This is a genomic window from Bradyrhizobium sp. CCBAU 51753 (assembly GCF_015291565.1).
Classification (GTDB): Bacteria; Pseudomonadota; Alphaproteobacteria; order Rhizobiales; family Xanthobacteraceae; genus Bradyrhizobium; species Bradyrhizobium ivorense.
The window spans coordinates 8,018,434-8,042,102 of record NZ_CP030037.1 but is presented as its reverse complement, the minus strand read 5'-3'; the positions used below and the strand labels follow the sequence as shown (position 1 = coordinate 8,042,102).

Sequence of the window (23,669 nt, the reverse complement as noted above, 5' to 3'; positions counted from 1 at the left end):
CTGAGTTCTGGTGCGGCGCATCGATCAAGGGTTCTCCACGCCATCAACCATGCAACATCTGGCGGCGTTCCTATGCGGTCAATCCTATTCAGCGTGTGCTAGGTCGGATGCGCGGAGCTGTACCTTGGAATTTGCCCGCGCCATCGAAATGTGTCGCCACACAGCTTAGCCGCGCGACAGATCAGCAAGACACACGCTCTAGTCACCAGTGATGAGTACGATGGCGATGACTGAGAGTGCAGCTCAGCGGGCCAGCCGTTTGATGGCCTTGGTCGCACGGTTTGGTCCATGCCAGCCGAGAAACTTCAGATCCTTGTTCTCCAGGGCATTCGTTGCCCGGAAGAACTGTTCGAGATCATCGCGCGCATGCGATGGAAGATTGCGGATATCCTTGAGATCCGTTTCGAGCGGTGACCGGTCCGGTACCGCAAAAATGCGATCGTTTCGCTCGCTCTTGCCCTTTTTCTTCTGCTCCACTTCGAGAATGCCGATCGGCCGGCAGCGTAGCACAACACCGGGATAGGTTTGCGCGTCGTGCAGGATCAGCACATCCAGTGGATCGCCATCCTCGGCCTTGGTCGAGGGAATGAAACCCCAATCGTAGGGATAGGTCAGGCCCGCCATCAACGGCTTCGCCAGAGCAAAAGCACCGAGCTTAGGATCGAAATCGAGCTTGCACGAACTGCCGCGCGGCGTCTCGACCACGGCGAAGATGTTTTTATCGTCAGCCCAACTCGGCAGTTTTGTCAGATTGGTCATGACGGATGACTTGGCCTCGAAAGGAGTAGCAGGCCCGATGGAAACGATCCGTAGGGCCCTGCCTGGATCATGCGGCGGTGGAGGCCTTCTTGTTGACGCCCTTGCGCAACGCGACTGTGTTGAGCTTGGTGTTCGCCGCCTTCTCTTCGTTGAGGTTCGTCGTCAGGAAGCGCACGATATCGTCGTGGCCGAGCTCTTCCGCCCAGGCGATCAGTGTGCCATACCGGCAAATCTCGTAATGCTCGACGGCCTGCGCGTTGGCGACGATCGCCGCATCCAGCACCGTCTTGTCTTCGATCTCGCCGGCCGTTTCGTCGGCTTCCTTGATGATGCCGTCGATGGCGGGACATTGCGTGCCGCTTGGCGACTGGCCAAGTTTCTCGAAGACCTTGTCAAGCCGTTCGATCTGTTTGTTGGTTTCCTCGAGATGATTCTTAAGGCCGGTTGCCAGATCACGGTTGGTGGCCTTGTCGATCATTTTCGGCAAGGCCTTGGTGATCTGCTGCTCGGCATAATAGATATCCTGCAAGCCATGCAGCAGCAGGTCGTCCATCGTCTTGATGTCTTTGGTGAATAGTCCCACGGCTTACTCCTCGCTCTAAAGCGGGGAAACGCACGCTCAGCATGCTGGTTCCTATGCGACAACGCCGCAGCCGGCCGGGAGGATGATGACGTGGTGTCTCGCGCGTCCGCAGGAACCCGCGCAAAGAGCCCGCGTTTTGCCTCTTTGGGTTGGAGTTCAATATGGTCAGCACCTCGCTCTGGATGGAGACGGAGATCCTGCCGGAAGCGGGAGCGCTTAAAGGCGATGTGCACTGCGATGTCGCCGTGGTCGGCTCCGGCATCGCCGGGCTCTCGACGGCATACGAACTCATGAAGCGCGGCCAGTCGGTCGTCGTCATCGACCGCAAAGGCATCGCAAGCGGCATGACGGCGCGCACGTCGGCCCATCTTGCCCCGCTCTGCGATGATCTGATGAGCGAATTCCAGAAGCTGCGCGGCGCCCATGCCGCCAAGCTGTTTTACGAAAGCCAGGCTGCCGCCGTCGACCGGATCGAGGACATCCAAGCCAGCGAGAATATCGCCTGCGCCTTCCTCCGTCTTGACGGCTATCTGTTTCAAGGCAACGGCATGCCGGCCGATATATTTGATGCGGAGCTGGAGGCGGTGCGCGAGGTCGGCGCACCGGTTCACCGGCTGGTCGGCGTACCGCTCAGGGGCTGCGAAGACCGGCATGTCCTTCGATATCCAAGCCAAGCAAAATTCCACCCTCTTAAATATCTCGCCGGACTTGCGGCCGTTTGCGAGAGCGGCGGCGTTCGTTTCTTTGCCAACAGTCCAGTGGAAGAAGTGGTCGAGCAGGACGGCGCCGTCTCGCTGCGAACATCGCAAGGGCAGGTCACGGCTAGCCACGCGGTGATCGCGACCAACGCATCCATCGCCGATCGCTTTCAACTGCACACGAAGGTGGCTCCCTATCGCACGTATGTCCTCGCTTTCGCCATTGAACGGGGCGAACTTCCCGATGCGCTCTATTGGGATACCGAAGATCCCTACCACTATGTACGGCTGCAAACCGGCCCAGACGATCACGATTTCGTTCTTGTCGGCGGCGAAGACCAGAAAAGCGGCGAAGCCAACGACGCCGACAAACGCTTTGTCGGGCTGGAAAGCTGGGCACGCGACCTGATCCCGGCCCTTGGCCGGATCACCCATCGCTGGTCTGGCCAGGTTCTCGATACGATCGACTATGCCGGCTTCATCGGCCACGAGCCCGGCAGCGAGCGCATCTACCTTGCCATGGGCGATTCAGGCCAGGGTCTGACCCATGGCGTGATGGGGGCGATGTTGAATACAGCGCTTATTCTGGGCGAAGATCATCCGTGGAGGTCTGTCTATGCGCCGGATCGCAAGCCGCTCGCGGCGGCCAAGAATTTCCTGCGCGAGAACATGACGATCCTGCAAAATCTCGCGGAATACGTGGCGCCGGGTGAAATCGCTTCGCTTGAGGAGCTTATGCCGGGTGAGGGAGCCATCCTGCGGCGAGGACTCGAAAAGATCGCCGCCTATAAGGACAAGGCCGGTGAACTACATCTTCATTCAGCCAGCTGCACCCATATCGGCTGTCATCTGCACTGGAACAGCTTCGAGAACTGCTGGGACTGCCCGTGCCACGGTTCGATCTTCGCCCCCAACGGACAGCCGATCAATGCCCCGGCCGTGGCGGCTTTGCGCCCGGTGAAGGTCTAGCGGGTCAGGGCACTTGGGAGCGTTCTATCTTCAAGGACGATGACATCGAGCAGGACGATCTGCGCAGCCCGCACACGCCGTGGGCCGTCCTGCCACTGCGGCCGGTTGAGCCGGTCGCTGGCAGCTTTCGATGCGAGGTGTTGATCATCGGCGCCGGCATCACAGGCGCGCTGGTGGCAGAGCGCCTGACACGGCAAGGCCGCCAAGTTGTCATTATCGATCGCGAGCTTCCCAGTCTCGGCAGCACGGTGGCCAGCACCGCCATGCTGCTCTGGGAAATCGACCGGCCACTGTTCGAACTCGCGCAGCTCTACGGCTTCGAGAAAGCCGTGCGCTGCTATCGGGCCAGCCACCATGCCGCGCAAGACCTCCTGTCCCTGGTCGCACAGCATGGAATTGCGTGCCAGATGCGTCCGCGTCTCTCGCTCTATCTCGCTGTCGATGACAGTCCGAAGCTCGTTCAGGATGAATACGCGCTGAGAAACCGCGCCGATCTGCCATCCCGCTATCTCGATCATGCCGCGCTTCTGAAGCGCTTTGGCATCGCGCGGGCGGGCGCCCTTTTGTCAGGGGACGCGGCTGACGCCGATCCGGTGCTGCTCACGCATGGCCTGCTTAATATCGCCCTTCGGCGCGGCGCCCGCCTTCTCAAGGCTGATGCGGTTGCCTTTGATAGCGCGGGCCAGAGCGTAACCGTCGGCCTCGAAAGCGGGCTTTCGATCGAGGCGCGCCGTGTCGTGCTCGCGACCGGCTATGTAATACCCGACATCGTGAAGCCCACAGCCCGACCAGCCTCTAGCTGGGCCATTGCGACGCGGCGCCAGCCAGGCAATCTATGGCCAGAGCAGGTGCTGATCTGGGAAGCGAGCCGGAACTATCATTATGCGCGGACCACCGCTGATGGCCGCATCATCCTTGGTGGCGAGGACGATCCTGCGCTGATCAAGCCCGAGGCTTGTAATCACGCCACACCGGCAAAAGTTGCGGCACTCAAAAATTATCTGACGACACTTTGGCCGCAGGCATCGGACCGGGTCGACTTCACCTGGTCCGGCGCTTTCGATACCACCCATGACGGCCTGCCGTTGATCGGCGCGGTGCCCTGCTGCAAGAATATCTTCGCCGCCTTTGGCTATGGCGGCAACGGAATTACCTTTAGCTTCCTCGCGGCGGAACTTCTGGCTGCGTTGCTTGCCGGAGGCTCTTCGCCCCTGCTCGATGATCTTGCAATTGACCGCGATATTCCTGGCTAACGGCGCGCGATCAGGCAGCCTAGCGTGAAAGCGACGAGTAGCGAGGGCAGCGGGGCCTCTCGCACCACGTCGCGCAGAAAGGCGAGCGCTTGGCCTGGCTGCTGCCCTTCTTCCAGGCTTTTCCGCACCGTGCGGGCGGTCTCACGCACGCCTTCCGAAACGTCCTTCACTTTTGCCATGGCGTCTTCGCTATCCATTTGATCCTCCTGCGGCGGGCCACCCGCACAATGAATGTGCTGGGCAACCATCCGTTCCTGCCAGCACGAGGCGCGGATCGTTCTCGCCGACAAACCGGGAAGCTGAATCCGAGCACTGCAACGGGCACGGCAAACCCTTGGACCCGCCACAGCGACACTTGTCCCGATAGGAACGACCGCAGCGTCAAGCCGTTCGGGACTAATCTCCCTTCAAGCCCGAGGCTCTTCCATGTATCACCACGTCAAGAAGTTGATGTTCACCGTCCGCGTTGATGAGCCGGACCCGCGCTTTGGCAATATGCTTCTTGAACAGTTCGGCGGCGCCAACGGCGAACTTGCAGCCGCGATGCAGTATTCGATCCAGGGCCTCAATTGCGAGGACCCCGATCGCAAGGACCTCCTGATGGATATCGGCACCGAAGAGCTGAGCCATCTGGAAGTCGTCGGTACGCTGGCCCGCATGCATCTCAAGCCGGCGAAGTTTGATCGCCAGGCGGCCGAGGCCGACCCGCTGATCGCGATCGCGGGTGGGGGCGGCGTGAACCTCTTCAATTCGCAAGGCAATGCCTGGACCGCCGATTACCTGAAGATCACGGGCGAACTGGACGTGGATCTGCGCAGTAATATCGCCGCCGAAGCGCGGGCGAAGATCGTCTACGAACGCCTGATCAACTTTACTGACGACGCCGGCACCAAGGACGCCTTGCAGTTCCTCATGACTCGCGAAATCACCCATATGAAGGCATTCTCGCTCGCCCTCGAGAGCATGAGCAAGCCGGCCTTCAGCATTGGCCGCATCGCGCCCACACCGGGTCTCGTCGACCAGTTCTTCAACGACTCCACGGGCACCGGCGATCATGGTGAGATCGACACCCGCGGGCCCTGGAACGAGGGCGGCGAATGGGTCTTTACGGAATCGCCGGCCATTCAGGCCGGGGAACCAGGACCCGCGTCGGCTATCGTCACCGAAAGCTCACCGCCGGTCGACGAGGCCGGTCTTGGCGACCTGCTGATCGACGAGCTCCGCGACATCCTTCACGCCGAGAAGCAGTTGACGAAGGCGCTTCCCAAGATGGCGGAAGCGGCGCGATTCGACCAGTTGCGCGAGCTGTTCGAGCTGCATCTCGGCGAGACCGAAACCCAGATCGAGCGCATCAATGAATGCTTTGAGTTGCTCGGCAAGTCCGCGCGCGCCAAGCCCTGCAAGGGCATGATGGGTCTTGTCGAAGAAGGTCAGGAAGTCATGACCGAGGGCGAGGAGAAGGAAGACGCCGCGGCCGACCTCGCCCTGATCGGCGCGGCGCAGCGGGTCGAGCATTATGAGATTGCCGGCTACACGACAGCGCGCAACCTCGCCCAGCAGCTACGCCATAGCGCCGTCGTCAGCCTCCTATCGAAGTCACTGGCAGAGGAGGAAAACGCTGACCAATTGCTCAACCAGGTCGCGCGGTCCCTGATGTCCGTCGCCAAGATGCCGGCCGCCGTCGAACAGACCGAACAGTAGGCGGATGAGGGCGGTCCCGGGCAATGCCACGGTAACTGCGTGCGTCAGCCGCAGTGCCTTGCTGTAGTCGGAGGCGTTGCTGATGTCGTCCATCGTCGCTCGGCATGACGAGCAGGATATCTATCTCGTTGAAGACGATCGTGGCGCCTCGGGCCCTGTTTGGTGCGAGGCGCCCGTCCTTGGCAACGACTTCGAAGTCGTTGTGATGGATCTGCTGGAGGGAAACTATCAATGCCCGCGCCGGGTCGTAGTCTTCAATATCGCTCAAGGCCGGGTGCGCGATGCGTCGGCCGAGGTGGTTCACGAATTGCGGCGGCGCTGCGATCTCCAGCTCCGCGATATACCGGAGGCCCTGCACGCCTTTGCCGACCGCTATGAAGGACGCTTCGCGGACGTGCAATTGCCGTTGCCAATACCAATAGGCATTTAGGCCTTCCACACGCGCCATGACACATCCTGTCACCCCCGCCACCTTTCTAGGCCTCCCTGCGGCGGCGCCCGACATATTCTCAAGCGCGGATGTCGTGATCTTTGGTGCGCCGGACGCGACGCCGCATGTTCCGGGCGCCACCAGCCACGCCGCAGCGCTCCTTCGGCTCTACGGGAAAGTACCCAGCAAATTGCGCGTGATCCCTTGCGGTGGGATTTCGATCAGGACGGCCCTTTGATCCCGGAAGGACTGCGGGCGGTTGATCTTGGCGACCTTCCAAACGATCCGGCAACACCGCAGGAGAACCGCTCGCTGATCACGTCCACAACCGCGAGCATTCTGAAGGCGGAAGCCGTGCCCCTGTTGCTCGGCGGGGATGACTCGGTTCCCATTCCATTCTTCGCGGGGTTCGAGCGGTTTGGCCCCGTCACCATCCTGCAAATCGATGCGCATCTCGCCTGGCGTGGCGAGCGGGATGGCCTCAAACATACGTCCTCCGGTACCATGCGCCGCGCCAGCGAAATGCCATGGGTGGCGCGGATCATTCGGGTTGGACAGCGCGGCATCGGTGGTTCGCGGGAACGGGATCTTGCCGACGCCCAAGCTTGGGGCGTGACACTGTTCAGTGCGGCGACCGTGCGCCGACATGGCGTGCAGCCGGTCATCGACCTCATCTCGCCGGGCAGCCAATGCATCGTTACGCTCGATTGCGACGGCCTCGACCCGACTGTCATCCCCGCGGTACTGATCCCACAGCCGGGTGGTCTCGCCTATCTCGATATCGTCGAGCTGTTGCTGGCGTTACGCAGCGGGCGCGGATCGTTGGTTTTGATCTCGTGGAACTGGTGCCGGATACGGATGTACGAGGCTTAGGCGTACTCGCCGCCTCGCGCATCCTCTGCGTTGCCCTCGGATGCATGGCGCGACAGCGATCCGCATGACGCTAGCGGAACCATGACAGCATGAGACGTGCTCAGGATTTTGCGGCGCCGGGCTCCGCCTGTCTGCGATGCTGCTTGGCGAGTGTTTCGGCCGGCGTCACATTGGCAACCGCCGACTGGATCTTGTTCTTGAGGCCGGTCACGACATCGCCGTCGCCATTTATCATGGCCTCGAAACCCTTGCGGGCGACCATCGCCGCATCGTCCTTGTCCTCGGAACCCACTTTGGCGTCGAGCATATCTGCTCGTGCGAAGAACTCGGTCTCGGTGGCGCCCGGCATCAGGCAGGTGACCGTCACCTTCGTGTCGCGCAGTTCCTCGCGCAGCGCAAAAGAGAGCGAGTTCAGGTAAGACTTCGACGCGTTGTAGACGGCCTGGAAGCTACCCGGGGTGAAGCCGGCGATCGAACCGGTAATAAGGATCTGTCCCTCATTGCGTCGGCGCATGTCCTGGCCCACGCGATGGAGCAGATAGGTCGTTCCCATGACGTTGGTGTCGATCACCTGGCGGATGCGCGCCCAGTCCTGATCAAGGAAAGCGTGGCCCAGGCCGCGGCACGGCAAAAGCGACATCCGCTGTGAATCCGTTCCCGATCCCAAGATCCAGGACAGACGTGACGCGATCATCAAGGTGACGGCCTGCGCGATCTGCGGCTCGGATTTGCATCTGTTCGACGGCATCATGCCCACCATGGAAAAGGGCGATGTGCTCGGCCACGAGACCATGGGCGAGGTTGTCGAGGTCGGCAAGGACAACACCAAGCTCAAAGTCGGCGATCGCGTGGTGGTGCCCTTCACCATAGCCTGCGGCGAATGCTTCTTCTGCAAGAACGGCTTCTACTCAGGCTGCGAACGTTCCAACCCCAACGCCAAGGAAGCCGAGAGGATGTGGGGACATTCGCCCGCGGGCCTGTTTGGCTATTCGCATATGCTGGGCGGTTTTGCCGGCGGTCAGGCCGAACATATGCGTGTGCCTTACGCCGATGTCGGCCCCTATAAGATCCCCGAGGGTCTCACGGACGAACAGGTCTTGTTTCTCTCGGATATTTTCCCGACCGGCTATATGGCCGCGGAATTTTGCAACCTCAAAGGCGGAGAGACAGTCGCCGTCTGGGGCTGCGGACCAGTCGGCCAGTTTGCCATCAAGAGCGCATTCCTGCTGGGGGCCGAGCGCGTGATCGCTATCGACACGGTGCCCGAGCGGCTGACGCTGGCCACGCAATCGGGCGCGATCACGCTCGATTTTATGAAAGAAGATGTCTACGAGCGCATCCAGCAGCTCACGCAAGGCCGTGGCGCCGATGCCTGCATCGATGCGGTCGGTACCGAGCCAGAGACCATGGCAAGCAAGGATTCTGTGATCGACCGCATTAAGGTCGCGACCTTCATGAGAACCGATCGCCCGCATGTTTTGCGGCAGGCCATCCAATGCTGTCGCAACTTTGGTACCGTCTCGATCGTCGGCGTCTATGGCGGGATGCTCGATAACATCCCGATGGGCAGTGCCATCAATCGCGGACTTACCTTCCGCATGGCCCAGACCCCTGTTCAGCATTACCTGCCCATGCTTTTGCAGCGCATCGAAAAGGTCGAGATCGATCCAAGCTTTGTCATCACCCATCGTGCAACACTCGAGAAAGGCCCGGAACTCTACAAGACGTTCCGTGCCAAGCAGGATGGCTGCATCAAGGTCGTGATGAAGCCGTTCGGCTGATGGGTGAGGGCGTCGCGAAAGCGACGAAGTCGAATTGGCTGGCGGCCGCTCAGCTCGGGCTCGTCAGCAGCACGTTCTCGACGCTCATCAGCCAGCTTGCGGCGTCACAGTTGGGACGGGACGCGGCGGTTGACTGGATGACGGTCGCGGCCATTCCAGGTCGCGACGCCATGCTGAGCGCGTCGCCTTCGGTTCACGCGATTGCCCTTGGCATCGCCTTTCATCAATGGGCGGACTTTTCCTGGGCGCTGGCCTTCTTCGGTCTGTTTGGGCGCTGGACCAGCCGTCTCGCGCCCGGCACTCTTTTTTGGCTAGCGATCCCGTGGGCCGCCTTTACTTCGGCGACCGAGTGGTTCGGACTGGTGCCGCTGTTTCCGTTCTTCCAGCCGATCTTCACTTTGCAGCAACCCTACTGGATCGGCTTTCTCGTTCATCTCTCGTCCGCTTTGATGTATCCCCTGTTCGCCTGGCTGCGTTGGCCGCTGGGGCGCGCGCCATCGACAGCCGCGGTGCGCTTTGCCAGACGCTGGGCGGCGGGTGCGCTTCTCCTGCTTGCAACGTTCGGCCTTGTTGCTGTGGCTGATCGCACAGGTTGGCCGTTGCCAATCCTCAGCCGCGATGTCGCCGGTGATCAGCGCTATATCCGCCATATGGTGACGCATCACGAACAAGGCATTGAACTTGCAAAGCTCGGCCAGCAGCGCGCACAGGACCCGCACCTGCTCGCGCTCGCGGCCTTGATGGTCGCCAGCCAGCAAGGCGAAAACCGCATCTTCGATCGTTGGTGGGCGCGGGTGGTTCAGCGAACCGATGGCGGTATGCTCCAGCGAGGAGCGGGCGGCCATGCCCGGCTATCTGACGCCGGCGCAAATGGCAGATGCACGCAACGCGGCCGATGGGGAGTTTGATGCGGTGTTTATCCGTCTGATGAGCCTGCATCATGCCGGCGCCGTCCAGATGGCGGATAACCAATGGCATTCTTCCGGCGATCTCCGCCTGCGTCTGATGGCGCATGCCATACGACATGAGCAGCAAGGCGAGATTGCTCTGATGAACAACGTCACAGGCATCGAAGCCGTGCGGCAGGCGACGCGCAACATGCTGGCCAACAATTTCTGGCCAACCTTAATATTTCTCCCAGGAACGAGCTTCTGATCTCGTCATTAGCCTTCATGGGCCGGGCAACAAACAAGGAGAAGATTGATGGCAGACGAACAACGTGGTGGCTCCGGAAATTTCGCCAACGATCCGCGGCGCGCGTCGGAGGCCGGCAAGAAGGGTGGCGAGCAAAGCCACGGCCAGCAGGGACAGCAGACCCAGGGCGGAAGCAAGCCCGGCCAGCAGGGCGGCAGTTCGACGGACAATCCGGGCAATTTCGCCAATGACCGCGAGAAGGCCAGCGAAGCCGGACGTAAAGGCGGCCAGTCCTAAGGCTCCACTGACCCAGCAAGGCCAGGTCGTCGATGAGATGTCCTGGCCTTTGTTAAAAGCGCGCCGCGCTACGTCGCTGCTCGCAAGGTTTGTGTGGCCGCCCTCTGCCGAAGCTGATCCATGCAACATTGCGAGGGCTTCTTGTCAGGACGCCAGCGGATGACTTTCGTGCCGTGCCGAAAGCGGTCGCCCGTCACATGGTCATAGGATACTTCGACCACGAAAGTTGGACGCACGGCTTTCCATTCAGCCGATCGCTTTGTCGACCAGCGGCTTGGACCGCCGGGTGAGTTGCCGGTGAAGCTCTGCAACCTGACGAGTTTCTCCAGCCGATCGGTGAGAGCCAGTCGATCGGACGATCGGATGCCGGACGTAAATCCGACATGGTGCAGAAGGCCACCCTTGTCATAGAGGCCGAGCAACAACGAGCCAACGACTTTTCGATTGCCCTGCTTCTTCTCGGCATAACGAAATCCGCCGACAACGCAATCAGCCGACCTCAGCAGCTTGATCTTCTGCATGCCGTCTCGGGTGCCGCCTCGATAGGGTAGGTCGAGGCGCTTGGCGACCACGCCGTCATGATCTTCATTTACGCTGTTGAGCCAGGCCTCGACATCCGCATAGTTTCGGCTTGCCGGTGACAGTCGGAAAAGCCCGCCCGCCTGGAAAGCCTTTCCTGCAAGTGTTTCAAGGGCGGCGCGGCGCTTCATAAGCGGCAGATCCGAAAGATCTCTCGCGCCCGATCGCAACAGGTCAAAAACCATGAAGGTTGCGGGAGTTTCTTTGGCAAGGTGCTTGACCCGGCTGGCGGCCGGATGAATGCGTTGAAGCAACGCATCAAACGAATAGCCCTCATCAAGCTCGATAATCAACTCACCATCCAGGGTGAGTGTCTTCGGCGACAAGGCGGCCGCGGCTGCGGCAATTTCCGGGAAGTAACGAACAAGATCGCGGCCGCTTTTGGATTGCATGCTGACCCGGCTGCTGTCGCGGATCAAAAGACAACGGAATCCATCCCATTTCGGCTCGTATTGCCACTGGGCCCCCCGTGGCAGTTGGGCGACGGACGCGGCTTCCATGAGCTGCATTGTGCGGTTCAGGCCTCTGGGAGGGGGCGCAGGACACTGATCGTGAAGCCCTGGCTTTTCACGGCATCAAGCGAAACCGTCCAGAAATGTTCCTCCGTCACGGTTATGCCGCGACCGACATGCCGACGTTCTTGGGACTATGGCTATAGCAGTTCTCTCAGAGCCTGCGCGTCGGCCGGTGCGGCCCTCTTCTGGTTGGCGGCAGCCGCTTCGTGCCGGCAGCGTAACGCCGACTGCAAAAGTGACCGCGCGCCCCACCGACCGCTGGCGTTGTGCCGAGGGTTAGAGGGCGGCTTCCCCGCCGAATGTCTTGATCAGCGGCTTCCTGCTCCAGAGCGGCCGGCAATAGGAACCTTCGATCCTTCCTGCGTATTTCCTCTTGGAACTGCGCGGAGATGGTCCAATGCCTGAGACAATTCGAGAGACCGAAATCACTGAGACCGGCGTCCCCGGTGTTTCGTGGGCGGCCGTTGCGGCTGGCGCCGTTGCGTCCCTGGCCTTGACGCTTGTCCTGCTTTCATTTGGCGCCGGCATGGGCTTCGCCGTCGTTTCGCCGTGGGGCGACTCCGGCATTTCGGCAAAGACGTTCGAGATCGGCACGGGATTGTTCTTCATCGTGATGGCGATGATTTCGTCGTCCCTCGGAGGCTATCTCGCCGGACGACTGCGCTCGAAGTGGGTTGGCTTACGAGGCCCAGAAGTGCTGTTCCGTGACAGCGCACACGGCTTTCTCGCTTGGTCCCTCGCTTCCGTCCTTGGCGCCGCTCTGCTCGCGGCGCCTGCAAGTTCGCTGATCGGAGGAACGCTCAGCGGAGCGACCCAAGCAGCCGCAAGTTCCGCGCAATCATCACCCATGGACGGCTATGTCGATAGGCTGTTGAGGCCCGATAACCCGTCTTCGCAAGCTCAGCAAAATTCATTGGACGTGCGAGCCGAGATGGTCCGCTTGTTCACCTCGAGCTTTCGCGATGGAAACGATCTGGCCGCCGGCGATCGTTCCTATGCGGCCAAATTGGTCGTGGCTCGTACGGGGCTAAGCCAGCAGGACGCGGAGAAGCGCGTCAGTGATGTCGTGACACAGGCCAAGGCAGACATGGACAAGGCCAGGAAAGCTGCCATGCACACGGCAATCTGGCTAACGCTCTCGCTTTTCATCGGCGCGTTCTGCGCCGCGTTTGCCGCCACCGAAGGGGGCGGGCTCCGAGATGGCACGTGGAGCAGCCATCCATTTCGGGCACCGGCCATCAATCGCTAACCTAAGTCTGACGAAAGGAAAATCATCATGCCGATCCTACTGTGGCTCCTTGGCATCCCGATCCCGCTCATCATCCTCATCATGCTCCTTCATCACTAGGTAAGGGGCGCCATAGCCTGCGCTGCTTGTGATTGCCCGGCAGCGCGGGCCGAGTGCTCTGTTCGCGATTAAGGGAGACGGCCTCTACTCAAATCGAGCTGCGGCTCAGCCTCATGTCAACCCAAGAAAACAGACCGCGATATTCGCCGGTCCGCCGCGTTCCGCTCGGGCCGAGTGGAGAACTCCTGCTCCTATCGGGCATTCTTTGCGCCGATGAAGACGCGCGCGACTACATAGAGCTCCAGACCCGTCGCATCTTCGACCGCATCGCCCACGGCGCCTCGCTGTCGGACGTCGAAGACCACAGCATTCCTGACCGATCTCGCCGACTATGACGGCTTCAACCGGGCCCGCGTCGAAATATTCATGGACGCCAAGGAGCCACCGGCCAGCACCGCCGTCGGAGCCGGGTCACTCCTTGGCTCGAGGACGCGAATTGAGATCGAGGTCGTGGCGTTCGTGCCTGCACGCTGACCCGCCGAGACGACATCAGCATATCCGCTGAGGCCATTTCCTTGTTGTTGGCTAGTTGGACAGGAGACAGGCCACATCTTGAGCCTCTTCGGCCGTCCTCCCCTGGCGCAACGGGCAGAGCGGGACTCGGTTACCGCGTCAAGGAAGGCACAAACCGCGTGATACTGTCCTTGTTAGGGTATTCGGAGCCGGAATTAGGACAGCTACTCTGACATTCATAAGCTAATGCGGAACTAGTTTCGCGGGTGCAAACTGCATTCATATTTCAGTTCGACATGAACGGCGTTGAGCACGATTTCAAAGGCTTTGCGGCGTTCTCCTTTATGGCGCTTATTGTTGGCCAAGAGACCTTTGATCGGCTGATCTGCCCTAGCTGCTCGGTCAGCGGGTGTCAGGTCGTTCGAATCGACAATCGCGATGATTTGAGCCTGCCGCAGCACAGAGCGGTCACATACTTAAGTGATTGGGGGCTCCTGTGACGAATTTGCTCCGAGAGAACGCGGATTCGCCCCGCGTAATGTCCTCCAAGAAAAACTCGTCCGCTTCCTACGGGACCGAATCCGAAACCCGTTGCACGCTAGGCCAAGTCATTCGTCGGGCCGCCAGTCGGCTTCCACGTCAGCCTGCCATCGTCTGCAGGACGTTCGCACCTCTGACATACGGCGGGCTCCAATTCCAGTTGGACAACATCCGGCGGCGGCTGCGTTTGGCTGGGTTCGATTGCAACGCACGGATCGGAGTACTCATGCCAAATGGCCCGGAGGCGATTCTCGCGATCGTGGCAGTGGCCTGCTGCAGCATCGCGGTTCCTCTTGATCCGCGGCTGTCCCCGGCCGAGATCGATCAGCGCCTCGACATGCTGCGCCTGCGTGCGCTTCTCGTGCCGCAAGGCAGTGCCTCCGAAGCTCGACAGGCCGCTGAGCGGAGAGGGATTGTCATCGTCGAAGCCGTCTCGGTGGGACACGGCGAGCTTGGATTCCATGTCGTCTTGCGGGCTGCCGATGCCCCTGCGATCGACGCTGAACCTGATCCAGACTCGCCCGCCTTCATCCTGCAGACGTCGGGCACGACTGCGCAGCCCAAGCTCATTCCCTTCAGCCATAGCAACATGTTGGCGGCAGCCGCACGGCTTCAGGTCTGGTTCGGCCTCACGCTCCAAGACCGTTGCCTGAGCGTGTCGCCACCGTTCTATTCCCATGGGCTCAAAGCAACGGTTTTCACACCGCTATTGACGGTCGACGCCTCCTTCGGGGTTGCGCGTCACCAGTGACATGCCCGCGAAGGCGAGCAGCTGAGGGTCTCCGGCCCCGCGATCCGCCTGCAGCCCAAGGCCGCCGAGACGTTCGCGCTGGCGATCCACGAACTCGCAACCAACGCCCTGAAGTATGGTGCGCTCGCCAAGGCGGCCGGACGTGTCGAGGTTTCATGGCGCATCGATGCTGTGGCCGATCCGCGGCAGCTGGTATTCGAATGGCACGAGCGCGATGGCCCCGCGGTGAAGGCGCCTGCCCGCAGGGGATTTGGATCCGAGCTGCTGGAGCGGACGCTGACGTTCGAGTTCAAGGGCAAGAGCACGCTCGATTTCAATCCGTCGGGACTTCACTGCACGATCGCAATACCGATGAGGCCGCAGGCCATCCATACGCCGAGTACGGGGAGCTAAATGTATCCCCACATTCTCGAGGGGAATTTAGTGCAGCCGGTGATCCGGCGGCTCAACGCCTTGCGGCAGTTGTCCGAGCGAGGGATCGCATTGCTGCAGCAGGCCATCCAGGATGGGTTGCAGCGAGCCCGCGCGGGTGAAGACCTCGTCAGCGAGGGTGCCCCTGTCGATAGCGTCAGGATCATCCTGTCCGGCTGGCTCTGCCGCTACAAGATGCTGGAGGATGGCCGACGCCAGATCGTCAACTTCGTCCTGCCGGGCGATTGCTGCGACGCTTGCGTCTATCTGTTGTCAGTGATGGATCACTCGATCGGACTTGAGGGCTCTCAAGGACATGGCGATCATGCAGGAACTCAGCGAGGTCAGTCGCGATTACGCCGTCGTCCACCGCAGCTGAGAACAATCTTTCCTGCGCGTCGCGCGGAAGTTCTGCCCAAACCTTTAGCGCCGCGTGTCCGAGCAGCGCGGCAAATCGGACTTCGTCGCTAGGTGAAAGGTCTAAAGCGGGGGGCCGTCGCCTTTCTGAGTCGGCGGTTGCGCCGGCGGCCGCGAGCCGGACCCCGTGGCTTCGGCCGGGGCCGCTGACGTTCCCGCGGTCGCTTGACGCTTTCCTTCGTCTGCAAGGCGGCCACCCCCGATGAGCTCGCCAACGAGCCGCTTGGCCGTACCTGCCATAGAATCCTTTACCGTCATCTGGATGTCCTTTCCGCATGTTCTTGGCGCTGTCCCCGCCGGTGACCTCATGCTCCGATGCTAGTAACGACGTTGGCGTCGAACCCGAGGAAGTCCGTACCCGGCGAGATGTTGTCCGGCGGAGCTAGCCGACCTTGAGCGGCACCGTCGGGGCGCGGATATCCCACACCTTCTTTGGTATCGGGTGCGCGATCTTCCGGCCCAGCTCATCCATGGTTTTGCGGAGGCGCTGTCCGTAGCGAGCTCCTTCGAGCTGCTTGCGGTCCGACCGCGGCGGATGCTCCTACTTTGACGGTGACCGCTTTCGGCACGACCATCGCCTGCCATTCGGACGACCGTCGTCGACCATCGGCTTGGCCCGCCCGGCACGTTGCCGATGAAGGTTTTAGCCGTCGCAACTGCCTCGAGTTTTTCGGTCAGTGCGGGCTTGTCCTTTGCTTTGATGGCAGACGAAAAGCCGACGTGGTGCAAGAGCCGTCTGCATCTTTGAGCGGTCGTCGGAACTGGCCGGGCTTTCGCAGACGGCCCGCGGTAGGAACGGTTCCGCCACCGGTCCGTTGCCCAGATAGGCGGGCCAGTGCATCATGGAACAGGTGAAGCAAAAGATCGCGCAGGACCTTATGAGGGCGATCGAGCCGACCTGACGGTGAAGGAATTTATCGCATGTCGCGGAACTTGCACGCTAATACAACGCCCGCTAAACCGGCCCCGATCGCGTTCGCGCCGACGACAACCCAGTCTTGGCGCAGCAGGCCGTAGACGACCCACAACGTAAGCCCAAGGGTGAGGGCTGCGAGCATCCCGAGCGAGAGGTCGCCCGTCGATCCACGCGGCCAAGCCTTCTTCAACTGAGGGATGTAGGACAAAGACGCCAGAAAGGCCGCGATGCCGCCCACATAGGATGCGAATTCACCCACGGTCTATGGTTTCTCCCCGCCCGCCGACAGTGTAGGATGCGCAGAGCGAGCCGGCTGCCAGGACGGGCGGCCGACGCTCGCGTTGGCAACGATCAGCGGCGCGCTGGTTCAGCCATGTCGTTGAGCTTCTTATCCGTCGCCTTTTCTTCGTCGAGATTCTCCTGGAACGGAGGCGCAGTCGTCGCGGCCGAGCTTCTTCGCCCATGCGATCAGCGAGCCGTAGCGCGTGGCGAGCGCGATGAGGGCCGCGTCCAGAACGGTCCTGTCGTCGACGTCGTCGGCCACATCACTCGCTTCATCGAGGATGCCGTCGATGGCCGGGCAATTCACGTCCTTGGCCTCAGCGCCGTGCATCTTGAATACAGTCTCGGGCCGGCTGATCTGCTTCTTGGTCTCGGCGAGCTGCGTTTCGAAAGCCGCTCTTCAGGGATGGGTCACTTGCCTTCTCGATCATGTCTGGGAGGTTCTTGGCGATCTGCTTGCCGTAATAGATGTCCTGCAGTGTATGCACGAAGACGTCGTTCAGGGTCTTTATGTCCTTGGTGAAGAAGCCCATGGATGTCTGCTGTCTATGATTGCCGCACGGCAAACAGAGGAACAACAAGCGTTCCTTACGCCCAACGATCGTCACGCGATCCACGCGGCCATCAGCGTTTCCGTCGTCACGCACTCGACCTGCTCGCCGAACCTGTTCAAGTAGACCGCCATCATCGCGTCGTGGGTCTCGTCCGCGGAACTGCATAGGGCATCGGTCACCAGGATGACGCGGAAGGCCCAGTCGATCGCGCCGAGCGCGGTAGCGAGCACGCAGACGTCCGTCTCGCCTCCCGTAACGACGACCGTGTCAACCAGCTTCTCCGACAAGCGAAGGTGCAGGCCGGATCCCGCCCATGGAGAGTAAACGTTCTTGTCGTAAATCGTGGCGGGGGGAACGAATCGGGCGAGCTCCGGGACGAGATCGACCATGTCCGGGCCAAGACGGTCGATGGTCGTCGAACTCCATCGCTCCTAGTACCGCCGCCACATGCCCGCACCTTGGCCAGGGGAGCGAGGCGGGATGAAGCGGGTGAAGACCGTCCGCTCGAGATGCCTTGCGGTGATGGCGACGATATTAGGAAGTACTCGATCGAACCAGGGCGTCCTCCATTCGGTGTCCTCTGCTAACATCCGCTGCATGTCGACGCAGATATGGATCGTGTTGGCGCTGGGTGCGCCCAGCCGTGCAGATCTCTCTTGGCCATTCTTCTGTCGTCTCGACGACTTTGCCGCACTATCGGACGAACAAGCGTATCCTTTTATGGTTCCTTGGTTGACGCACGCTGGTGATCCGACCTGCCGCTATGGGAGAGGTGTAGTTGGTAATTCCCGGGAACCACGAGATGCGGCCGGGCTTTTACCTCTCGATGGACGAGAAAGCCGAAAGAAGTGAAGAACTGACTTCCGCGACGGCCGACGGTTTTGTCCGTGTCCGTGGAGCGCGGGAACATAACCTCCGAAATGTTTCGCTCGCCATCCCGCGCAATGAGCTCGTGGTCTTCACGGGCGTGTCCGGATCCGGCAAGTCCTCCCTAGCGTTTGGGACGTTATACGCGGAGGCCCAACGTCGTTACCTCGAATCCGTGTCACCTTACGCACGTCGGCTATTCCATCAGATGCAGGTGCCCGACGTCGACGAGGTCGACGGGTTGCCGCCGGCCGTCGCCCTTCAGCAGCAGCGCGGATCGCCGACAACCAGGTCGTCGGTGGGAAGCGTCACTACCCTGTCCAACCTCTTGCGAATGTTGTATTCGCGGGCGGGGAAGTATCCGCGCGGGCAGTCCTTGCTTTATGCGGAGTCCTTCTCGCCTAATACGCCGGAAGGCGCTTGTCCGAACTGTCACGGCATCGGGCGAATTCATCAGGTTGTCGAACGAAGTCTGGTACCCGACGACACTCTGACAATCCGCGAGCGAGCCATCGCGGCGTGGCCTTCGGCTTGGCAGGGCCAGAACCTTCGGGACATTCTCGTCACCCTGGGGTATGACATCGACAGGCCGTGGCGCGAGCTTTCGAAAAAAGATCGCGACTGGATTCTCTTCACGGAAGAGCAGCCTACCGTACCCGTGTATGCCGGGTACACGCCAGCCGAGACGCGAAGAGCCCTGAAGCGCAAGGAGGAGCCAAGCTATATGGGCACCTTCATCGGCGCCCGCCGGTACGTGCTCCAGACATATGCCACAACGCAGAGCGCAATGATGAAGCGGCGTGTAGCGCAGTTCTTGTCGAGCGACGATTGCCGGGTCTGCGATGGGAAGCGGCTAAAGCCGGAAGCACTTTCGGTCAAATTCGCAGGAATCGACATCGCCGAGATGTCTCGCTTGCCGTTGGGAAAACTCGACGAATTCATCAAACCATATATCGAAGGAAGCAAACTGGATGAGGCCGACGGTCATCCAGAAAAGGCGCTTGTCGTTCAACGAATCGTCGGGGATCTCGTCGGGCGTCTCGAAGTTCTGCTGGATCTAGGCCTCGGCTATCTGACCTTGGAGCGCAGCACGCCGACGTTATCGCCGGGCGAACTGCAGCGGCTGCGGCTCGCGACGCAAGTCCGATCGAACCTGTTCGGGGTCGTCTACGTGCTGGACGAGCCCTCCGCTGGCCTGCACCCGGCGGACACCGAGGCGCTCTTGCGGGCGCTCGGACGCCTGAAGGCATCGGGAAACTCGCTTTTCGTCGTCGAACACGAGCTCGACGTGGTGCGCGAGGCCGACTGGATCGTCGATGTCGGGCCCGCTGCCGGCGACCAGGGCGGGCGAATACTCTATAGCGGGCGCCTTGCCGGTTTGGCAGAAGTGGAGGCTTCCCAAACACGCCGCTATCTGTTCGAAGATGCCGCAAGACCGCAACGCAAGATACGTTGGCCGAGCAGCTGGCTGAAGCTGCGAAACGTGACGCGGAATAACTTGAACAGTCTCGATGCGGACCTTCCTCTCGGCGTGCTTACCTGCGTGACCGGCGTCTCGGGCTCGGGCAAGTCCACGCTCATCAGCCAGTTTCTCGTCGAGGCGATTGCGGAGAAGCTAGGTCAGCGCCGCGAATCCGATCCGGATGAAGCCGAGCTGCAGGAGAGCGTGCGTACGCTGAGTGGGGAGATCACGGACGGGTCGGATCGTGTCAAACGTCTCGTCGTGGTCGACCAGAAGCCGATCGGGCGGACTCCGAGGTCCAATTTGGCGACCTACACTGGCTTGCTCGATCACGTGCGTAAACTGTTCGCCGGGACGAAACAGGCGCGTGCCAGACGCTACGACGCGGGTAGATTTTCCTTCAACGTGGCCAAGGGCCGTTGCGAAACTTGCGAGGGCGAAGGCTACGTGTGCGTGGAGCTGCTGTTCCTTCCGAGCGTTTATACTCCGTGTCCGACGTGCAGGGGCGCTCGCTATAACGCGAAGACGCTCGAGATCAAGATACGGGGCAAGTCGATCGCCGACGTTCTGGCGATGACCGTCGACGCGGCTTTTGAGTTCTTTCAAGGCGATGACATTCTTGTGCGTTATCTGGGCGTCCTGCGCGAGGTTGGACTCGGCTATATCAGGCTCGGTCAGTCGGCCACTGAACTTTCAGGAGGAGAGGCACAACGCGTTAAACTCGCCACCGAGCTCCAACGCGCCCATCGTGGCGGCACATTATACGTTCTCGATGAGCCGACAACCGGACTGCATCCGTTCGACGTCACAAAGCTCAGTAAGCAGCTGCAAGGCCTCGTTGAAGCTGGCAACACCGTCGTTCTGGTCGAGCATGATATGTCTGTTGCAGCGGAGAGCGACTGGATCGTGGATGTCGGCCCTGGCGCCGGAAACAACGGAGGCCGCATCGTGGCGTCCGGACCGCCGGAGCAAGTTGCCGCCTCCGGCAGCCCGACAGCAGAATATTTGAAGCGGGCGCTCTGACCTGCTCGCGGAACCTCGCTGCGACGGTCCGCCAGCGAGAGGAGCAAGTCGGGCGATGCGCATCGATGGTCCTTTAGATAGGTATCGCTCGGAGCAGTAAGATGATAACCGCCGAACCGAGTTGAGCAATGACCAGCAGCGTCCACGCCGGCCTTGCGGTGCCGATCACCGCATGCCTGACGAGCTCCTCCATCAATCTCAACATTCGTCCTTGGGAAGACGGTCGAGGTAAGCTAAGCCGAATCCGGTGAGTTCATCCGCTTCGCTCACGTGCGCTTCCCATTTCCCTTGAAGATAGCGCTCAAGCAGATAGCGACGACTGTCTGCATCGTCGACATCGCGATGTTTTGCCCGAAAGAGGCACCAAACCGTATCCACCACGTTTTTGACCGGAACGTTATCGACCATGTTCCGCCTCCAGCAAGAACAATGCTTCGGCGGCAACTCACGTTCGGGCCGATGTTTCCAGTTCATCCTGACACTGCGCCTAATGACTTAGTTGGACGCGTCGCGGCGGAGTCGAGAGGCTCTCCGGAGTGCCGACCATTGGCTAGAGTTTGCGCCAACCTGAGGATTCTCGCCGCTGATCTCGGCTTCTTTTAGGGCTGCTCAGGCCGTCACCTCTTGTCGGGAGCGGACTGCCAGTCCTAGCCATTGTCGCCTGACAAACGAGAGCCGCTCCGAAAAGAAGCGGCCCAGAGAATCTGTACCGGCTACCAGCCGCGCGCGCCAAAGCTGAAGCCGACGCCGGGGCCGCCACCGTAATAACCATAACCGGGACCATAATAGGCGGGTCCGCCGTAGGAGCCGTAGCTCCGGCGCACCACGTAAGCGTCGTCGCCATAGTAGCGCTGGTCGTAGCTGGGACCGCGGCTGCGGAAGCAGCGACTGTACTCGTCGCAGGCGAGCCGAACCTGCTCAATGCCGGAGAATTCGGGCGAGGTCACGGCGGACGGGCTGAGAGGAGCCGCAGTCGCAGCCGATCCCAAAATGGTGGCGCCGATAATGCCAAGGGCGATGGTCTTCATGATTCGCTCCTCTTCTAATGAGATCAGTCGATCTCTTCGATAATGCGACGTTCGTGCGGCTCGACGATGTAGGTACGGCTGTCGCGATTAATGTACCGATATTCCCGCAAAGTCGGCGCATCCCGGTAGACCTCGTCTGGGAATGCCTCAATCTCAACGCCGTCCGGAACGAGTTCGCCGGTACGGATTTCGGTGCGAACCGAAGTGCCGGTGGTCCGCCGCTCCCGCTCAACGGGACGGGCCTTGGCGTGCTTTCGGATCACTTCGCGATCGCGATCGCTGAAGGTTGTCTTGCGCTGCTCGGAGCGCGCCGGCGCTGCCGCGGTGGCGCGGCCTGAATACGGTATAACCGAAACGATTTTGTAGCTGGACGGCTCCACGATCACGATCTCGTCCTTCACCAGGACAAAGTCATAGCCGCGATACTGCGGGACAATCTCCACGACCTCCGCCGGCAGCGGCTGCAGGCGGACGTCCCGAGGCACGGCCGTGCCGACTGACAGTGAGAAGTTCACATTGGTCAGCGGCTGAACGTTGAGGTGCGAGATCGACGTGCTGATGCGGGTACGCTGCTGGTCGTTGATGTTCACCGCAGCGTTCACGTTGGAGTTCGACGAGCGGTCGGCCTTGTTCTGCTGGCTGCTGGGTTGTTGGGCCGTATTAGTCGAGCTGCTACCGGTCGGCGACTGGACCTGATTGCTGTTGTTCGACGCCGGCGGATTCGCGTTCGGGGTCTGTCCGGTCGAAGGTGAGTTGGTCTGCGCCTGGTTCGACGGCGGGTTGGTCTGCGCGGGCGGCGGACTGGTCCGCGCCTGGCTGGGCGGGTTGCCCGAAGCAGGTTTCTGCGCAGTGTTCGCGCCGGTGGGGGATGGTTGACCGGTCGCACTCTGGCCCGCGGAAGGGGACGACTGAGTTTGAGCGGAATTGGTCGAAGTGGCGTCGCCCTGAGCATGTCCCGACGTCGTGGCAGACGACGACGGCGTCGTGCTTGAGGAGGGCGTCGTCGTCGACGTGGAATCCTGCTGACGCTGCGCGGCTGGCTGATTCGAGTTCGAAGTGCTCGGAGAGGTCTGCGCAAAAGCCGATGTCGCGATCGCCGCGGCCGCAGTCGTAACCAACAATAAACGCCTGTTCATCTGAAACTCCTGAATGTGGTGGCCAACAACCACGCGTGACGAGGCTTAGTTCCAATTCGGAATATTTCGGCAATTGGCGCGACTTGTTCGAAAATCCTCCGGTAGTAGAAGCGACCGGTCAAAACTCGCCGGGAGCATCGCGACGGGAAAAATTGGAACTTCCCTCGAAATCCGTCGTTTGGAACGCGCCACGAGCATCCACTGGAGGAGGACATTATGAAGAAGCTGATTGTATGCGGCGTTCTCGCCGCCTTTTCTCTCGGCGCCCAGGCCGCCAGCGCCGCCGAGTTCTACATTGTGCGCGACGCATCAACCAAGAAGTGCACCGTTGTCGACACCAAGCCGACGACCACCACAACGACGGTTGTGGGTGACGGCGTTTACAAGACCAAGACCGAAGCTGAGTCTGCCGTGAAGACCACCAAGGTCTGCACCGAACAGTAAGTTCGCGCTGAGACGGCCTGGAGTGCTAACCACGTCGTTACATGCGCTGAGTTGCCAAGTTGCACACGCGAAAGGCCCGCTTCCCGTTAGCGGGCCTTTTTGCGAGAGAGGTGGCCAAAGGCGTGCTGTCGCTCTTGACGGCGTTGTAAGAGCTGGCCCATCTCGCTCGGGCCTGTCGTTGCTCGAGGGGGCGCGATCTCCTGTCAATTAACCTGTGTTGCGGCAGAGGTTCGTCGAGCTTGCCATCCTTGGCGCATCACCACGCAGCGCCTTGGCATATATCGGTGACGCGAACGCCGAAGCACGCCCGCGCATCGTCGATGGAAATAGCAGAATGATCAAACGCTGTAATCGAATCAAACATACCGGGACATTCGAACAGAGATTCGCCGATGAGGCCGCACGCTTCAGAAAAGCCGCAGCCGACCTGCCTCAATGCACCCAGCGAGAGCTATATATGAAGCA

Annotated in this window: 25 protein-coding genes and 3 pseudogenes; 16 read left to right on the top strand and 12 right to left on the bottom strand. The window is 60.9% G+C overall.

What is annotated here, in order from left to right; all coding sequences use genetic code 11:
• Positions 1-243: 243 nt before the first annotated feature.
• Positions 244-759 (bottom strand): inorganic diphosphatase, encoded by a 516-nt coding sequence (locus tag XH93_RS36850; RefSeq protein ID WP_194471234.1) that lies wholly within the window; start codon positions 757-759, stop codon positions 244-246.
• Positions 760-826: 67 nt separating this feature from the next.
• A complete protein-coding gene (locus XH93_RS36845) occupies positions 827-1,342 on the bottom strand; it encodes a ferritin-like domain-containing protein (protein ID WP_194471233.1) in 516 nt (171 codons plus the stop codon).
• 161 nt (positions 1,343-1,503) lie between these two features.
• On the opposite strand from XH93_RS36845, the gene XH93_RS36840 reads away from it, so the two are divergent.
• Positions 1,504-3,009 (top strand): FAD-dependent oxidoreductase, encoded by a 1,506-nt coding sequence (locus XH93_RS36840; protein ID WP_194471232.1) that lies wholly within the window; start codon positions 1,504-1,506, stop codon positions 3,007-3,009.
• A 137-nt stretch (positions 3,010-3,146) separates the two neighbouring features.
• Positions 3,147-4,262, top strand: a complete 1,116-nt coding sequence (locus XH93_RS36835) for an FAD-binding oxidoreductase (RefSeq protein WP_194475480.1) — start codon at positions 3,147-3,149, stop codon at positions 4,260-4,262.
• On the opposite strand, the gene XH93_RS36830 is transcribed toward XH93_RS36835, so the two are convergent.
• On the bottom strand, positions 4,259-4,459 hold the full coding sequence (locus tag XH93_RS36830) for a hypothetical protein (RefSeq protein WP_194471231.1): 201 nt from the start codon (positions 4,457-4,459) through the stop codon (positions 4,259-4,261). The two genes, XH93_RS36835 and XH93_RS36830, sit on opposite strands and share 4 nt — an antisense overlap.
• A 229-nt stretch (positions 4,460-4,688) precedes the next feature.
• Here XH93_RS36830 and XH93_RS36825 point away from each other — a divergent pair, with 229 nt between their 5' ends.
• The 3 genes from XH93_RS36825 (at position 4,689) to XH93_RS36815 (ending at position 7,266) form a co-directional block, all read left to right on the top strand.
• The gene (locus tag XH93_RS36825; protein ID WP_027561366.1) at positions 4,689-5,963 is read left to right on the top strand and encodes a DUF892 family protein; all 1,275 of its coding nucleotides are present in this window, start codon (positions 4,689-4,691) and stop codon (positions 5,961-5,963) included.
• 82 nt (positions 5,964-6,045) lie between these two features.
• A complete protein-coding gene (locus tag XH93_RS36820) occupies positions 6,046-6,393 on the top strand; it encodes a hypothetical protein (RefSeq protein WP_194471230.1) in 348 nt (115 codons plus the stop codon).
• A 204-nt stretch (positions 6,394-6,597) separates the two neighbouring features.
• Positions 6,598-7,266 carry an arginase family protein gene (locus XH93_RS36815; protein ID WP_246799407.1) on the top strand — a complete coding sequence of 223 codons (669 nt, stop codon included), beginning with the start codon at positions 6,598-6,600 and terminating at the stop codon, positions 7,264-7,266.
• Positions 7,267-7,366: 100 nt separating this feature from the next.
• On the opposite strand, the gene XH93_RS36810 is transcribed toward XH93_RS36815, so the two are convergent.
• Complete coding sequence (locus XH93_RS36810; RefSeq protein WP_246799406.1) at positions 7,367-8,014, bottom strand: SDR family oxidoreductase; 648 nt, start codon at positions 8,012-8,014, stop codon at positions 7,367-7,369.
• Between XH93_RS36810 and XH93_RS36805 the strand changes: the two genes are divergently transcribed.
• From XH93_RS36805 to XH93_RS36795, 4 genes are read left to right on the top strand one after another with little or no spacing between them, the layout of a single operon-like run.
• On the top strand, positions 7,905-9,047 hold the full coding sequence (locus tag XH93_RS36805; RefSeq protein ID WP_194475479.1) for a zinc-dependent alcohol dehydrogenase: 1,143 nt from the start codon (positions 7,905-7,907) through the stop codon (positions 9,045-9,047). The genes XH93_RS36810 and XH93_RS36805 overlap by 110 nt on opposite strands.
• Entirely contained in the window at positions 9,047-9,955 is a 909-nt protein-coding gene (locus XH93_RS36800; protein WP_246799405.1) for a DUF305 domain-containing protein, read from the top strand. The genes XH93_RS36805 and XH93_RS36800 overlap by 1 nt, the downstream gene beginning before the upstream one ends.
• Positions 9,891-10,202: a DUF305 domain-containing protein gene (locus XH93_RS42600; protein WP_246799404.1), complete on the top strand. Its 312-nt coding sequence runs from the start codon at positions 9,891-9,893 to the stop codon at positions 10,200-10,202. Before XH93_RS36800 ends, XH93_RS42600 begins: the two co-directional genes overlap by 65 nt.
• A 48-nt stretch (positions 10,203-10,250) precedes the next feature.
• Complete coding sequence (locus tag XH93_RS36795; protein WP_194471229.1) at positions 10,251-10,478, top strand: KGG domain-containing protein; 228 nt, start codon at positions 10,251-10,253, stop codon at positions 10,476-10,478.
• Positions 10,479-10,546: 68 nt separating this feature from the next.
• Here XH93_RS36795 and XH93_RS36790 read toward each other — a convergent pair whose 3' ends face one another.
• Positions 10,547-11,557 (bottom strand): ATP-dependent DNA ligase, encoded by a 1,011-nt coding sequence (locus XH93_RS36790; RefSeq protein ID WP_246799762.1) that lies wholly within the window; start codon positions 11,555-11,557, stop codon positions 10,547-10,549.
• Positions 11,558-11,969: 412 nt separating this feature from the next.
• On the opposite strand from XH93_RS36790, the gene XH93_RS36785 reads away from it, so the two are divergent.
• The 5 genes from XH93_RS36785 to XH93_RS43205 all read left to right on the top strand — a co-directional run bounded on the left by XH93_RS36785 (position 11,970) and on the right by XH93_RS43205 (position 15,546).
• Positions 11,970-12,821 (top strand): hypothetical protein, encoded by an 852-nt coding sequence (locus XH93_RS36785; RefSeq protein ID WP_194471227.1) that lies wholly within the window; start codon positions 11,970-11,972, stop codon positions 12,819-12,821.
• A 411-nt stretch (positions 12,822-13,232) separates the two neighbouring features.
• On the top strand, positions 13,233-13,394 hold the full coding sequence (locus XH93_RS43210) for a RidA family protein (RefSeq protein ID WP_194475478.1): 162 nt from the start codon (positions 13,233-13,235) through the stop codon (positions 13,392-13,394).
• Between the two features lie 275 nt (positions 13,395-13,669).
• Positions 13,670-13,873, top strand: a complete 204-nt coding sequence (locus XH93_RS36775) for a hypothetical protein (protein WP_194471226.1) — start codon at positions 13,670-13,672, stop codon at positions 13,871-13,873.
• Positions 13,874-13,911: 38 nt separating this feature from the next.
• Positions 13,912-14,664 carry an AMP-binding protein gene (locus XH93_RS36770; protein WP_246799403.1) on the top strand — a complete coding sequence of 251 codons (753 nt, stop codon included), beginning with the start codon at positions 13,912-13,914 and terminating at the stop codon, positions 14,662-14,664.
• 393 nt (positions 14,665-15,057) lie between these two features.
• The gene (locus XH93_RS43205; protein ID WP_371814854.1) at positions 15,058-15,546 is read left to right on the top strand and encodes a cyclic nucleotide-binding domain-containing protein; all 489 of its coding nucleotides are present in this window, start codon (positions 15,058-15,060) and stop codon (positions 15,544-15,546) included.
• Positions 15,547-16,089: 543 nt separating this feature from the next.
• Here the strand turns inward: XH93_RS43205 and XH93_RS43200 are convergent.
• The 4 genes and pseudogenes from XH93_RS43200 to XH93_RS36750 all read right to left on the bottom strand — a co-directional run.
• Positions 16,090-16,224, bottom strand: a pseudogene (locus XH93_RS43200) (ATP-dependent DNA ligase); the annotation flags it as partial.
• 182 nt (positions 16,225-16,406) lie between these two features.
• Complete coding sequence (locus XH93_RS36760) at positions 16,407-16,667, bottom strand: SemiSWEET family sugar transporter (RefSeq protein ID WP_194471225.1); 261 nt, start codon at positions 16,665-16,667, stop codon at positions 16,407-16,409.
• A gap of 92 nt (positions 16,668-16,759) precedes the next feature.
• A pseudogene (locus tag XH93_RS36755) lies at positions 16,760-17,223 on the bottom strand (ferritin-like domain-containing protein).
• 71 nt (positions 17,224-17,294) lie between these two features.
• Positions 17,295-17,843 (bottom strand): annotated as a pseudogene (locus XH93_RS36750) (cysteine hydrolase family protein).
• A 227-nt stretch (positions 17,844-18,070) separates the two neighbouring features.
• Between XH93_RS36750 and XH93_RS36745 the strand changes: the two are divergent.
• Positions 18,071-20,596 (top strand): excinuclease ABC subunit UvrA, encoded by a 2,526-nt coding sequence (locus XH93_RS36745; RefSeq protein ID WP_194475477.1) that lies wholly within the window; start codon positions 18,071-18,073, stop codon positions 20,594-20,596.
• 198 nt (positions 20,597-20,794) lie between these two features.
• Here the strand turns inward: XH93_RS36745 and XH93_RS36740 are convergent, their stop codons facing one another.
• The 3 genes from XH93_RS36740 to XH93_RS36730 form a co-directional block, all read right to left on the bottom strand.
• Positions 20,795-21,004: a hypothetical protein gene (locus XH93_RS36740; protein ID WP_194471224.1), complete on the bottom strand. Its 210-nt coding sequence runs from the start codon at positions 21,002-21,004 to the stop codon at positions 20,795-20,797.
• A 305-nt stretch (positions 21,005-21,309) separates the two neighbouring features.
• The gene (locus XH93_RS36735) at positions 21,310-21,624 is read right to left on the bottom strand and encodes a hypothetical protein (protein WP_194471223.1); all 315 of its coding nucleotides are present in this window, start codon (positions 21,622-21,624) and stop codon (positions 21,310-21,312) included.
• A 23-nt stretch (positions 21,625-21,647) separates the two neighbouring features.
• Positions 21,648-22,760: a DUF1236 domain-containing protein gene (locus XH93_RS36730; RefSeq protein WP_194471222.1), complete on the bottom strand. Its 1,113-nt coding sequence runs from the start codon at positions 22,758-22,760 to the stop codon at positions 21,648-21,650.
• A gap of 216 nt (positions 22,761-22,976) precedes the next feature.
• Between XH93_RS36730 and XH93_RS36725 the strand changes: the two genes are divergently transcribed.
• On the top strand, positions 22,977-23,204 hold the full coding sequence (locus XH93_RS36725) for a hypothetical protein (protein WP_194471221.1): 228 nt from the start codon (positions 22,977-22,979) through the stop codon (positions 23,202-23,204).
• Positions 23,205-23,669 lie beyond the last annotated feature (465 nt).

Bases quoted from the DNA above. Each gene is read 5' to 3' on its own strand.
- XH93_RS36745 (WP_194475477.1), top strand. From the start codon at position 18,071: ATGGACGAGAAAGCCGAAAGAAGTGAAGAACTGACTTCCGCGACGGCC.
- XH93_RS36795 (WP_194471229.1), top strand. From the start codon at position 10,251: ATGGCAGACGAACAACGTGGTGGCTCCGGAAATTTCGCCAACGATCCG.
- XH93_RS36850 (WP_194471234.1), bottom strand. From the start codon at position 759: ATGACCAATCTGACAAAACTGCCGAGTTGGGCTGACGATAAAAACATC.
- XH93_RS36820 (WP_194471230.1), top strand. From the start codon at position 6,046: ATGTCGTCCATCGTCGCTCGGCATGACGAGCAGGATATCTATCTCGTT.
- XH93_RS36830 (WP_194471231.1), bottom strand. From the start codon at position 4,459: ATGGATAGCGAAGACGCCATGGCAAAAGTGAAGGACGTTTCGGAAGGC.
- XH93_RS36740 (WP_194471224.1), bottom strand. From the start codon at position 21,004: ATGGTCGATAACGTTCCGGTCAAAAACGTGGTGGATACGGTTTGGTGC.
- XH93_RS36810 (WP_246799406.1), bottom strand. From the start codon at position 8,014: ATGCCGTCGAACAGATGCAAATCCGAGCCGCAGATCGCGCAGGCCGTC.
- XH93_RS36840 (WP_194471232.1), top strand. From the start codon at position 1,504: ATGGTCAGCACCTCGCTCTGGATGGAGACGGAGATCCTGCCGGAAGCG.
- XH93_RS36775 (WP_194471226.1), top strand. From the start codon at position 13,670: ATGAACGGCGTTGAGCACGATTTCAAAGGCTTTGCGGCGTTCTCCTTT.
- XH93_RS36730 (WP_194471222.1), bottom strand. From the start codon at position 22,760: ATGAACAGGCGTTTATTGTTGGTTACGACTGCGGCCGCGGCGATCGCG.
- XH93_RS36825 (WP_027561366.1), top strand. From the start codon at position 4,689: ATGTATCACCACGTCAAGAAGTTGATGTTCACCGTCCGCGTTGATGAG.
- XH93_RS36790 (WP_246799762.1), bottom strand. From the start codon at position 11,557: ATGGAAGCCGCGTCCGTCGCCCAACTGCCACGGGGGGCCCAGTGGCAA.
- XH93_RS42600 (WP_246799404.1), top strand. From the start codon at position 9,891: ATGCCCGGCTATCTGACGCCGGCGCAAATGGCAGATGCACGCAACGCG.
- XH93_RS36725 (WP_194471221.1), top strand. From the start codon at position 22,977: ATGAAGAAGCTGATTGTATGCGGCGTTCTCGCCGCCTTTTCTCTCGGC.
- XH93_RS36800 (WP_246799405.1), top strand. From the start codon at position 9,047: ATGGGTGAGGGCGTCGCGAAAGCGACGAAGTCGAATTGGCTGGCGGCC.
- XH93_RS36785 (WP_194471227.1), top strand. From the start codon at position 11,970: ATGCCTGAGACAATTCGAGAGACCGAAATCACTGAGACCGGCGTCCCC.
- XH93_RS36735 (WP_194471223.1), bottom strand. From the start codon at position 21,624: ATGAAGACCATCGCCCTTGGCATTATCGGCGCCACCATTTTGGGATCG.
- XH93_RS43205 (WP_371814854.1), top strand. From the start codon at position 15,058: ATGTATCCCCACATTCTCGAGGGGAATTTAGTGCAGCCGGTGATCCGG.
- XH93_RS36770 (WP_246799403.1), top strand. From the start codon at position 13,912: ATGTCCTCCAAGAAAAACTCGTCCGCTTCCTACGGGACCGAATCCGAA.